Annotated in this window: 8 protein-coding genes; 5 read left to right on the top strand and 3 right to left on the bottom strand. The window is 41.8% G+C overall.

What is annotated here, in order from left to right; translation table 11 throughout:
• Nucleotides 1-27: 27 nt before the first annotated feature.
• Complete coding sequence (rimO, locus tag H6G76_RS01600) at nt 28-1,347, bottom strand: 30S ribosomal protein S12 methylthiotransferase RimO (protein ID WP_190694579.1); 1,320 nt, start codon at nt 1,345-1,347, stop codon at nt 28-30.
• 655 nt (nt 1,348-2,002) lie between these two features.
• Between rimO and btpA the strand changes: the two genes are divergently transcribed.
• The 4 genes from btpA to H6G76_RS01580 all read left to right on the top strand — a co-directional run bounded on the left by btpA (nt 2,003) and on the right by H6G76_RS01580 (nt 7,845).
• On the top strand, nt 2,003-2,851 hold the full coding sequence (gene btpA / locus H6G76_RS01595; protein ID WP_190694577.1) for a photosystem I biogenesis protein BtpA: 849 nt from the start codon (nt 2,003-2,005) through the stop codon (nt 2,849-2,851).
• A gap of 135 nt (nt 2,852-2,986) precedes the next feature.
• A complete protein-coding gene (locus H6G76_RS01590; protein ID WP_190694575.1) occupies nt 2,987-3,973 on the top strand; it encodes a vitamin K epoxide reductase family protein in 987 nt (328 codons plus the stop codon).
• A gap of 577 nt (nt 3,974-4,550) precedes the next feature.
• The gene (locus H6G76_RS01585) at nt 4,551-6,746 is read left to right on the top strand and encodes a CHASE2 domain-containing protein (RefSeq protein WP_190694573.1); all 2,196 of its coding nucleotides are present in this window, start codon (nt 4,551-4,553) and stop codon (nt 6,744-6,746) included.
• A gap of 820 nt (nt 6,747-7,566) precedes the next feature.
• Complete coding sequence (locus H6G76_RS01580; RefSeq protein WP_190694572.1) at nt 7,567-7,845, top strand: hypothetical protein; 279 nt, start codon at nt 7,567-7,569, stop codon at nt 7,843-7,845.
• Nucleotides 7,846-7,996: 151 nt separating this feature from the next.
• Here the strand turns inward: H6G76_RS01580 and nadB are convergent, their stop codons facing one another.
• A complete protein-coding gene (gene nadB / locus H6G76_RS01575) occupies nt 7,997-9,658 on the bottom strand; it encodes an L-aspartate oxidase (RefSeq protein ID WP_190694570.1) in 1,662 nt (553 codons plus the stop codon).
• 199 nt (nt 9,659-9,857) lie between these two features.
• Nucleotides 9,858-10,286: a photosystem II complex extrinsic protein PsbU gene (psbU, locus tag H6G76_RS01570; RefSeq protein WP_190694568.1), complete on the bottom strand. Its 429-nt coding sequence runs from the start codon at nt 10,284-10,286 to the stop codon at nt 9,858-9,860.
• Nucleotides 10,287-10,870: 584 nt separating this feature from the next.
• Between psbU and glgX the strand changes: the two genes are divergently transcribed.
• A complete protein-coding gene (glgX, locus tag H6G76_RS01565) occupies nt 10,871-13,006 on the top strand; it encodes a glycogen debranching protein GlgX (RefSeq protein WP_190694566.1) in 2,136 nt (711 codons plus the stop codon).
• The last annotated feature ends 4 nt before the right edge of the window (nt 13,007-13,010 follow it).

The following is a 13,010-nucleotide window of genomic DNA, read 5'->3' as shown; positions in this document are numbered from 1 at the left end:
TTTAGACTGAAAAATCGAAATCTATCTCTAATTCAGGACAACTTGACCGTAGAGGTCATAAGTATCGGCACTGCGAATTTCTACTGGCACAATTGTTCCTAATTTCGCTACGCCTGTGACATACACCAGACCATCAACTTCTGGCGAACTTCTGCTTGAACGACCAATTAATTCTCCACTTTCAGGATTTTCTTGCTCAATCAGGACATCAACTACTTTGCCGACTTCCTGTTGATTTTTCCGCCAAGAAATAGGCTGCTGAAGTTCCATAAGTCTTTGCCGCCGTTCGTCCATGAGTTCTTGGGGTAACTGATTGGGCAGACTGTAAGCGGGGGTTCCTTCTTCTGGTGAAAAAGTAAAGACACCAACATGGTCAAATTCATGCTGCTGCACGAAGTTGAGTAGATGCTCGAAATGCTCTGCGGTTTCTCCTGGGAAACCAACAATAAATGTTGTCCGCAATACTGCTGTTGGTAGTGCAGTTTTGATGCGCTCGATAATTTCATTATTTACCCGCCCTTGCCAAGGACGGTTCATAGAGCGCAGAATCTCAGGATGAGAATGTTGCAAGGGCAAATCCAAGTAAGGTAATACGTTGGGCGTTTCTTGGATTGCCGCAATTACATCTGGGGTCAATCCTGTGGGATAGGCGTAATGCACTCTAATCCAAGGTATATCCACTTTTCCTAAAGCTCGGAGTAATTCGGCTAGTTTCGGCTTGCCGTAAATATCCAATCCATAATTAGTAGTGATTTGCGAAATCAAAATGATTTCTTTTACGCCTTGGCTGGCTAACTGCTCGGCTTCCGCCACAATCGATTCAATGGTACGCGATCGCTGATTACCTCGCAGATAAGGAATAATACAAAACGCACATCGATAATCGCATCCTTCAGCCACTCTCAGGTAGGCAACACCCTCTGTTGTTGTGCGGTAACGCGGTGTGGTTTCATCGGCGATGTAAGTTGGTTCGGCGGTAATTTGTTTAACACGCTCTCCTTGTTGCGCCCGCTCGATGACATTGACGATTTTATGATAGTCGCCTGTCCCTACCACTGCTACTGCTTCTGGCAACTCTTCCAATAATTGCTCTTGAAAGTGCTGCGCCATGCAGCCTGTTATTACGATTTTTTTATTGGACTCTGCCAATTCTACTAAAGTTCTGACAGATTCTTCTCTAGCTGCTTCAATAAAACTACAAGTATTAACGATAACGTAATCAGCTAATTCTTCATTTGTATCTATGCCATAACCTGCTTCTACTAGCAGCCCTAGCATATGTTCTGTATCTATTCTATTCTTTTCGCAGCCTAAATGAGATATTGCTATTGTTGGCTTTTCACCCATACTTTAATTTCTGAGGTTTTTTCTTCTAGTCACACAAAGGGCGGTGACTTTGCGCTTTGTAATGCACACCTTTTTGCTGACAACGCCCAGGTAGAATTTTCCACTATCAGTAACTGGAGAGTGGAGTTATGACCTGGATAGTTTGCGGTCATGCTATGATTATGTCTACTATTAGTCTGTTTCCCAGGGTAAATCAGAGTGTCTTTGAATATTTTGGACACTTGTAATATTTTTTAACAATTCGCCTGTTAGTATTTTACACTACCGCAGCGTATGCGTTGTAAATTTACCCATCGGGAAGCCGCCCAAAAGGCTGGTTGTGAGAAGTCGCTACCCTCAGGGAAATCGCGCTTGCGACTACGCCTAATCAAGCAGTAATGCTGCCCTGATGCTTAGACAAGATGCCTAAACGAAGGGAAACTGCTTTGCGTCTTGTGAGTGGCAAACTCCTCTTGTAGCCAGGTTTTATCTTAACATATCTTATGGAACGTTTTATGCCAAATTCCATCCGCAGATGGAAGTAGTAAAACCAGTACCAGCGAACACATTAATGCTAATCAAGGAACTAGGGACGTGAGACGAGAAAATGGGAGCTAGGTGAATTTATCCTAAAACCCATTCCCTATTCCTTGATCTCTGAATAATATTTGAAGACGTGGACTTATATCAGATCTTTAAAACTCGTACACCAATTATTGGCGTAGTTCACCTACTGCCATTACCCACCTCACCCCGTTGGGGAGGGAGCCTAAAAGCGGTGATTGACCGTGCCGAACAAGAAGCAACTGCTCTTGCCAGTGGCGGAGTAGATGGGATTATTGTAGAAAATTTTTTCGACGCACCATTTACGAAAAATCAGGTAGATCCGGCAGTTGTGAGTGCTATGACTGTGGTGGTGCAAAGGATACAAAATTTAGTAACCTTGCCTCTAGGTTTAAATGTATTGCGGAATGATGCCAAAAGCGCGATCGCGATCGCTAGTTGTGTGCGGGCGGAATTTATCCGTGTGAATGTCTTAACAGGAGTAATGGCAACCGATCAAGGATTAATTGAAGGCGAAGCCCATCAGTTACTACGTTATCGTCGGGAATTAGGCTCTGATGTCAAAATCCTGGCAGATGTATTAGTTAAGCACGCCCGGCCTTTAAGTTCTCCTAATCTCACAGTTGCCGTTAAAGACACAATAGAAAGAGGTTTAGCCGACGCAGTAATTTTATCTGGCTGGGCTACAGGTAGCCCTCCTAGCCAGGAAGATTTAGAACTAGCTTGTGGCGCAGCCAACGGAACACCAGTATTTATAGGTAGTGGAGCCGATTGGGAAAATATTGCTACACTGTTGCAGGCAGCAGATGGTGTGATAGTTTCGAGTTCCTTAAAACGTCATGGTCGGATTGACCAACCAATCGATCCGATTCGTGTTAGTCAGTTTGTCGAAGCTGCGCGTCGGAGTTGGAACTCTAAAAGCACAAGCAAATCTACGGAACAAGTAAAGTTACATTCTTAGACAGTAGGGAGTGGGGAGTGGGGAAGAAAAGGCAACGGAGACAAACAGCATTACTGTAATTTCATCCCCCCTGCCCCCTGCCCCCTGCCCCGTTTCCTCTTTCTACTCCCCATTCCCCAATTCTCAACAGCAGTTATGATTCGCCGCCGTTCTACTCCTTGGATTCATAAATGGTCGCGCCCAATAATTGCCGCGATCGCCGGATTTGGTGCGATAGTCACAGGCTATCTCACCATCGAAAAGTTAACAGGAGGCAGTGCAGCTTGTGTAGCGCAAGTTGGCACTAGAGGTTGTAATGACGTACTTTCTAGCCCTTGGGGTACCGTTTTTGGACAGCCATTAGCCTTATTTGGATGTTTGGCGTACATCAGTATGGTGATCCTGGCTTTGGCTCCCTTCGCTTGGAAATCAGGAGACAACAACCAGCGCAAACAAATAGAAAACTATACGTGGTTTCTATTGTTGGTGGGCGCGATCGCCATGACCGTTTTCAGTGGCTACTTAATGTATGTGTTGGCTTTCCGAATTCAAGCTATTTGTCCTTACTGCATAGCCTCGGCTCTATTTTCCACCAGTATGTTAGTACTGACGATTCTCGGCCGTACTTGGGAAGATATTGGGCAAATCTTCTTTACCGCTATTATTGTGGGGATGGTGACGCTGATTGGTACTTTGGGCGTTTACGCAGGTGTTAATAAAACACCTGATGCCACTGGCTCAAATGGTGCGCCACAACAAATTACCTTCACACCAACACAAGACCCTAACCCAGCATTTGGTTGGGAAATTACGACAACCTCTGGTGAGGCAGAAATTGCTTTAGCAAAACATTTAGTGAAGGTTGGAGCGAAAGAATACGTTGCTTATTGGTGTCCGCACTGCCACGAACAAAAGCTCATCTTTGGTAAAGAAGCTTATCAAATTATTAATGATAATAATGTCAAAGTAGAATGTATGGCAGATAGCCCTCAAGGTAAACCAGAATTATGTCAAGCTGCAAAAATACAATCTTTTCCGACATGGATTATTAATGGTCAAACGTACAGTGGAGTCCAAAATCTAGCGGAACTAGCAAAAATTACTGGTTATACAGGGCCAACTAATTTCAAGTACTTTAAATAATCACTGTCACCAAGACGGTTGTGTGAAATTAAAACTCTTCCTAATTAGTCAACTGGCTAAAAGTACCAACTTACTGCCAGTTGACTTATTTATTTTTTCAGGTTAATAAATTTCATCTTCGGGAACTATGAATAGGTAAAAGGAAGCTTGAAATAAGCTATAGCAATCCTACTGAATTTACAAACTAGTCTTGGAGTCAGGCAATAGGCACTCTTGCAACAGATTTGTTTGGATCTCCTACATAGTTTGCTATATAACAATAAATGTTTTCCTTTTGATTTAGCAAAAAAATGTCACTTTTAAACAAACAAAAATATATTTTTATTAATAGTAAACAATATTTATCCTCAACTTATTCTTAATCAGTTCAGTAATACTGATGACATTCGGCTTAAGAATAAACCATTATGAGGAATACTTGTTTAACAATACTTCAACTTGTTTTGTGTAACTTAACTTAACTGCCAAGTTTCTTAAAAAATGAATACGGTGATATACAAGCTATATTTGCTAGTTATTTATTAGCTAAGTGATGGCTATACAAAATAGAAATATTTCTCCCCACTAGGTAATGGGAATGAGTAAGCAGCTAGGCAAGAATTTTGTCAAATTAGCTTTGAGGCTGAAACAGCCGCTTGGTCGAAAATATAGAGAGTTGATTGTCTCTTTGAGCGTTGCAGCGTGCATTTTAATCTTGAGATCTATAGGAATCTTGCAATCCTTAGAATTAGCAGGATTAGATCAATTTTTTCTTTTACGTCCAAACGAGCCACTAGATAATCGCATCACAATCGTAGCGATTGATGAACCTTCTTTGCGCCGAGTGAAAGACTGGCCAATCCCAGATGGGATAATTGCTCAGTTATTACAAAAATTACAAGTATATCAACCTCGTGCTATTGGCTTAGATATATACAGGGATTTAGAAGTCAAGCCAGGTCATGAAGCTTTAGTGAATGTTTATCGCTCAATGCCAAACTTGGTCGGCATTGAAGTATTGAACAGTAACAAAAAGACTCAAGTTTCTCCCCCACTAGGACTAGCTCGGCAGCAAGTAGGTTTTAATAACGTATTGTATGATCCCGATGGTAAAGTCAGGCGTAGTTTGCTCTATTGGCATATCAACAATAAAGACCACGAAAGTTTTGCCTTGAAGTTAGCTTTACTATATTTAAAAAATGAGGGAATTTCACCTCAAAAAGCAGCTAACTCTGATTACTTAAAGTTGGGTAAGGCTGTATTTATCCGTTTTCAAAAGAATGATGGCGGTTATGTCGGGGCTGATGATAAAGGCTATCAAATTCTAGCTAATTTCCCCAAGCCTTCCTGTGAAAAATATTATCAAAAATCTTGTAGTTTCCGCCAAGTATCACTGAGCGATGTACTTGATGGTAAAGTTCCCATCAGTTGGATACGCGATCGCATCGTCTTAATTGGTTCCACTGCAACGAGTCTACAAGATTTTGTCTTTATTCCCTACTCTAGTCAAATACAGGGTGCAGCCAAGCCTGTTGCTGGTATCGAACTGCAAGCTTATTTTATCAGTGAGTTAATATCATCTGCCCTTACAGGACGACCTTTATTAAAAGTTTGCCCGAAATTTTGGGAGTACTTATGGGTTTTTGCTTGGTCTTATATGGGGTCTGCAATAATTTGGAAAATAAAATCATTAAGCAAGATTATTTATATACTTTTACTATCTTTATTATTATTAGTTTCTATTAGTTATTTGGCATTCTTGTCAGGATTTTGGATACCATTTGTTCCGGGATTATTAAGCTTTATTAGCACGTCATTATTGATGCTTTTTCGCATTGTTTATATGCAAGAAGAGGTGAAACGTTCTAGAGAGTTCCTACATCGAATTATCAATTCAATCCCTGATCCCATCTTTGTAAAAAATGAACAACATCAGTTGATTGTATTAAATGAAGCTTATTGCCAGTTCATTGGTTATCCTGGCAGTGTATTACTTCAAAAGTCATATTATGATTTTTTTCCGAAACATGAAGCCGATGTTTTTCGCCAGCAAGATGAGCTAGTTTTTTTAACGCAAAAACCGCAGGAAAATGAGGAAGAATTCACTGATTCTAAAGGGGAAACTCATTTAATTGCTACTAAGCGATCGCTCCACAAAGATGCGGCGGGGAATTTCTTTTTAGTGGGAGTAATTCGAGATATTACCCAGCGCAAGTTAATGGAAGAAGAACTTAAGCGCACTGCGGCTGAATTGTTTCGCTCTAACACTGAACTAAAACTTAAAGAAGATAACTTACGCTATCTGGCTTACCATGATCCCCTGACAGGTTTATCCAATCGCAAATTTTTTACGGAACAACTTAATGAATCCCTGCATTGGGCAGACCAAAACAATTTATTAATGGGACTATTATTTATTGACTTGGATGGCTTTAAACAGATAAATGATAGCTTAGGGCATGATATGGGCGATCGCTTGTTAGTGATCGTAGCCCAAAGGCTGACTAACTGTGTACGGGGTGGTGATACAGTCTCTCGCTTAGGCGGCGATGAGTTTACTGTGATTTTACGGGCTATTCCTAATATGCAAGTTGCTGGAAAAGTTGCAGCCAAAATTTTAGCTAGCATTACTGAGCCAATTGTGTTGGGAGGATATACTACTAAAATTTCTGCCAGTATTGGCATCAGTATCTATCCCATCAACAGCCAAGATTCAGCAACCTTGATTAAACAAGCAGATGCTGCTATGTACCGTGCCAAGCACTTGGGGAAAAATCGATATGAGTTGGCTTGATTAATCGACTCCCCATTGAAATTGCATATTGCTATCCCAATTTGCGGCGGACGCTCGCAGGCTCGCTACCGCTAAGGCAATTAAGATGCATCAGATCTGGTCTAGGTTTCAGGGCGAATATGTGTTGACCGATTTTAGAGAATTGGTATTAGTTAGGTAAAAACGCTTTGGTGGTTTAAGGATGAGCCGGAATTAGGTACAATAGTATCTATGTACTAAAATCTGGTTAATTCAGCTAAGGCATTTTTTTTGCAACATCCTAATCTAAGCAAAAATAGCTGCGTCAAAAACATTAATTTATCATATAAATTTTATATTTAATTATAACTTTTTTATATATACGTAATAGTACTTAAACTCTTCTATGATTATACTTAGGTTTAAATGTTAAAATTAATTAAAAATTGATAAAGTAGTTACTTTTTCGGAATTATTCTCCTTATCTTTGCTGATGTGTATGCATTTATTCAGTAAACTTTAAAATGCAATGTATTTTTTTAAACTTACTACTATCGTAATTAGACGTATATAAACAAACGCTTTATGAACTTAATATGTTTGAGGGGGTTCATTATAGAGGTAATTAATAAGCATCTATCACTTTGGGAAGTCACATTTCTAACTTTAGACTGATGTTTATTAAGGTTTCTGGAAGATATTTTTTTATAGTGTCGAGCAGATTCTACGCCTAAGTATCGATTCCTCGACTTTAGCAGTTAATAACCACATTTCACTCACATACTTACTTTTTATACGTAAGAACTTGAATCTAAATATAATTTTTTTATAAAAAACTGAATCTAGTGTAAGTAGAAAAGCTGTGGAAAATATCAGAATTCAGGAAATGGATAAAGGCTTTATGAAAATTAATTTAAGAATTGCGACTGTTGTAATATTGTGTGTCGGTACTTGTCTGAGCATTCCCACAATTGCTGATGCAGCTGGTAACTTGAGTATGATAGTTGAAAAGGGTTTGAGTAGGGCAGAAAACAGTACTTTAACTAGTCCTTCTAAGAGTTCTCAAGAATTACAAAATATCTACATCCCACCTAATTTTGGCGGCCCTGACAGTAGTGAATACGGTAGCGGTACGCGCTAATACCAGGTTTGCTGAACCAGTAATTTAGTACTGATGGGTATTAAGATAAGTGGAGACTAGCACCGCAGGGCGGAAGTCAAAAGTCAAAAGTATTATTGAATAGGCTTTTTCGGAATTTTAAACGGTTGCTCTATTTGTACTAGTGGAAAGCTTAAGATTTCTCCCAGGAAAGGTGTTGTATTAAAGTGTGAACTTGCCAATTAGGATCAGGTTGCGGATAATCGATGCGGTAGTGTCCGCCCCGGCTTTCTGTCCTAAAAGCAGCACTTTTGAGAATTAAGTAAGCTACATCTAATAAATTACGAGTTTCTGCCCAAAGCCTTAATTGTCGTTCTACATCCGGGATTTTGAAACTGACAGGTTCTTCGGCACGTAAAGAAAGTAAGAATTGGCTTAAAGGTAGAATAGCAAAGTCTTGCTGCCAAGATTCAACAGTAGCGATCGCCTCATCTAATCGTGACTCTTCTCGACAAATACCAGCACTCTGCCAAACTAATCGCGGTAACTTCTCGCGCAATGCTTCTAGCTGGGCTTGCTGAGTTTGCCCATCATTAATATCCAAGCTAAACTCACGCCAAGGCAATGATATTTCTGGTTCCGGCTCGATCTCTGGCAGTTGAATATGTGCCATCTGTGCGCCAAACACAATACATTCCAACAAAGAATTACTGGCTAGACGATTTGCACCATGTACTCCGGTACTAGCAGTTTCTCCGACAGCATATAACCCAGCAATATTAGTGCGATTCATTAAATCTGTAAGAATACCACCCATCCAATAATGAGCAGCAGGCGCAACCGGAATTGGCTCATTAAACACATCAATTCCCCATCGCTGACAAACCTTGATGATATTGGGGAAGCGATGCCGAATTTTTTCAGGGGGAATGGAACGCATATCTAGCCACACATTAGCCGTAGCCGGATCTGCGGCTGTACGTTGTAAATGGCTAAAAATTGCTCTACTAACCACATCTCTAGGTGCAAGTTCACCAGCCGGGTGATAGTCAAAAGCGAATCGCCGCCCAGCATTATCCACCAGATGCGCGCCCTCGCCTCTGACAGCTTCACTAATCAAAAAGCGATCAGCCCCAGGTTTGGTCAGGGCTGTAGGATGAAATTGCACAAATTCCAAATCTCGTAATATAGCACCAGCCCGCCAAGCGATCGCCACACCATCGCCTGTACTCACAGCCGGGTTAGTAGTTTGGGCAAATACTTGACCACCACCACCAGTTGCGAGAATTACAGCTTTGGCTTTTACCCAGGTAATTTTACCTTGATAAAACAGGCTAATTCCTTGACAGCGACCTGTTTGAGGTTCTAGCCACAGACTTAACGCCAAAGCTTGCTGGATAACTTGAATATTTTTACGGTGTAATACTTGCGCGGTTAAGGTTGTTGTGACTTCTCTACCTGTGGTGTCAGCAGCGTGGAGAACACGATTACGAGAATGGGCAGCTTCTAAAGTGAGAGCTAAGGCGTTACCATGACGGTCAAAAGCTACGCCTAAATTTACCAACGATTGAATGCAGCTAGGGGCTTCTTGGGCAAGGAATTCCACAGCTTGCCGATCGCACAAACCTGCACCAGCTTGAATTGTATCTTCAATATGCAACTGTGGCGAATCTTCTGGGGCGATCGCAGCTGCAATACCGCCTTGCGCCCAATCACTCGCTGACAACGTAACCGTTTCTTTAGTAATCAAGCCGACTTGCAGTGACTCTGGCAAACACAGTGCTGTATATAATCCAGCTGCGCCAGCACCGACTACTAAAACATCAAATTGGCGGGGAGTTTCTATTTCAGGCAAGGTTGGAGAGGGAAGTAAGGGGTGCAGGGGTGCAGGGGTGCAGGGGAGGTAAGGAAATTTTTTCTAAACTACGTCAGGTAAAATACCAGGTTAAAACCCTGTTTCCTGTCCTCTGTTCCCTGTTTCCTGCTGTATGAAGATAACCACTCCCTAAATAAAGAGAGTGGCTTACTGTTTCCTAGATTAGCGGTAAATTAGCTTATCTATAGATACCGTTGTTAAAGCGATCGTCACCTTCGTTGAAGACAGCTTCTTGGTCGGTAACGGTGAAGTTATCGAAATTAGCTTGTAGAAGTTGTTTTTGGCGATCGCTCAATCCTGGTAGATTCAAAATATCTTCTACCTTTTGGTAAGGAGCATTCTTGATGATTTTCTTAGCCAGGGTAGGATACAAACCTGGATAGTTTTGGAAAGCTCGGACGTTGGTGTTATTTAAATCAATTTTTTTACCAAATTCCGTTGCCAGTTTATCATCTGCACGATTGCGGAATTCCACTGCCAAAACAGGCACTTGTGGCAACGCCAAACTGTTAATACCAGCAGCTTGGGCTATCCCTGTTGTACCTAACCATCCCCAGCAACCAATCAACAAACTAAATACTGTTAATAAACGCACCAATCTTTTCACGATTTTTCTACCTCTTTCCATCAAACTGAATAATGGCACTAAGCAGACAGCTGTCAACAGTTTATAATCTTTGAGTCACACTTATGACAATAGATTATTCTCCCTTGACTACGAGCTGATAGCTCCATCAACACACAGCAGTCATCAGAAACTAATATACAGCTTATTAATATCCACAATATTTACTACCACTAGGTTTGACTCTAGTTTTGTCAAAAATTAATTTACTTGTCTAATGTGCTTGCATTGCCATAACAGTGCTATGTGAAGCACCGCACCCGTTAGGATGCTCTTTACTAGGCTAAGGGTTAAATGGCAAGGGGGAAAGGTTTCTTCCCCTGCCACCTGTACACCAATTTTTCAGGCAGGTATAATATCCAACAGCTAATAAATTACTGCAACAAAGCTGCAAAAAGACAACCGCTAACGCCTAAATTCGCTGATTCTGGCTTAACTTTGGGTGGTAACCGCTTGAAAAAACCTAAGGCGGACGTATTCATAACGTTTCTACAGGTGCTGAACTCTCGTAAATTGGCTAAGGTATTGCGAGAATAAAGCAAAATATTCTTCAAATTTTTATGTTTATGAATGTGCTTCTGGAACATGGGAAACCTTATCCTCTCGGAGCTACTTGGGATGGTGAGGGAACAAACTTTGCTTTATTTTCAGAAAACGCGACGGGTGTTGAACTTTGCTTGTTTGATGAACAAGAACAGGAGAAACGCCTGCCTTTAACAAGAGTAGAAAACTATATCTGGCATGGTTATGTACCAGGGATTAAGCCAGGACAAAAATATGGATTTCGGGTTCATGGAGTTTATGAACCTGAGCAGGGATATCGCTTTAATTCGTCTAAACTCTTACTTGACCCCTATGCGAAAGCGATCGCTGGTGATTTCAGCCATGCACCGGAACTCTTTGGCTATCTGTGGGATGCACCGGAGGATGAAAGAGATTTAAGCCAATCTAAGACAGACAGTGCAGATTTGATTCCCAAGGCAGTTGTGGTGGATGAATCCTTTGATTGGGGAAGCGATCGCCTGCTGCAACTTCCCTGGTGTAACACGGTGATTTACGAAACTCATGTTAAGGGCTTTACCCAGTTACACCCAGACATTCCAGAAAACCTGCGCGGTACTTATGCCGGAATTGCCCATCCTGCGGCGATCGCTCACCTGAAGTCTCTCGGCATTACTGCCGTTGAATTGTTACCTACCCATCACTTCTTTATTTACGCAGGATTACTCGCCGATAAAGGACTTAGCAATTACTGGGGTTACGATCCCATCGGCTATTTTGCTCCTTATTCCGGCTACAGTGCTAGTGGCATTTTCGGTCAACAGGTGACTGAGTTTAAGCAGATGGTCAAAAGCTTGCACGCTGCTGGCATCGAAGTGATTTTAGATGTGGTTTACAATCACACCGGAGAAGGGAATCATTTAGGTTCGACTCTCTGTTTTCGGGGTATCGACAATGCAGTTTACTATCGGTTGGTAGAGGGAAATCCTCGCTACTACATCGAAGATTTTACTGGTTGTGGCAATTGCCTCAATACTCTCCACCCCCAAGTCTTGAAGTTAGTAATGGATAGTCTGCGTTATTGGGTGTTGGCAATGCATATCGATGGTTTTCGGTTTGATATAGCTCCCGCACTAACCAGAGGAGAATTAATTGAAGTAGATGTCTGGCGAGGTTCTAAGCGACGGACAATCAAGGTTTTAGACCACGAATTCGACCCTTTAGCATCCTTTTTTAACATTATTCACCAAGACCCAGTTCTTTCCCAAGTGAAGTTGATTGCCGAAGTTGGATCGGAGGTGGGGAAATTTCCTGTTTGGTGGTCGGAGTGGAATGATAAGTATCGAGACGTAATGCGGGATTTCTGGCGCGGTGAAGACATCAAGCTCAAGGAGTTTTCTCACCGATTGATGGGCAGCCCGGATTTATACAAGAGTACGGGTCGGCTTTCCTGTTCCAGTATCAACTACATCACCTGTCATGATGGCTTTACGTTGAATGATTTGGTTAGTTATAACCAGAAACACAATGAAGATAATCAGGAGGAGAGTGGAGACAATAACAACCGCTCTTGGAATTGTGGTGTGGAAGGGGAGACTGATGACCCAGAAATTTTGCAGTTACGAGAAAGGCAGAAGCGTAATTTCCTAACTACTTTGATGCTGTCGCAGGGTGTTCCCATGTTGTTGGGGGGAGATGAGATGGGGCGATCGCAGCGCGGCAACAACAACCCCTATTGCCAGGATAATGAGATTTCCTGGTTTGACTGGGATTTGACGGAGGAGAAGACGGCATTGGTAGACTTTACCCGTCAATTAATTCAGTTTCGTCGTCAGCATCCGGTGTTTCGGCAGCGCGATTGGGTACAGCATGGTTTAAATCAAGGTGATATTCGCTGGTTTAACCCGGATGGTAGTGAGATTCCTGAAAAACAGTGGCAGGACAATATTAGTGCAATGAGTCTTTTTTTAACTGGCAATGGGCAGGAGAAAAGTAGCATTGAGGATCGTTTTCTGCTCTGCTTCAATGCCCATGATCAAATGGTTGAATTCCTCTTGCCTCCTGAGTTAGAGGATGGAAAATGGCGGGTTGTGATAGATACCATCGAGCCACGGTTTATTGAAGAGGAACGCTTGTATCGGGGAGATGAGGTAGTGATGCTTGAGGGGCGAGCGCTGATGGTGTTAAAAAGCGCGAACTAAATCA

The organism is Nostoc sp. FACHB-152, from assembly GCF_014697475.1.
In the GTDB taxonomy this organism is placed as follows: Bacteria; Cyanobacteriota; Cyanobacteriia; order Cyanobacteriales; family Nostocaceae; genus Nostoc_B.
The sequence above is the reverse complement of the archived record's forward strand: the minus strand, read 5'-3'. Positions and strand labels throughout refer to the sequence as shown.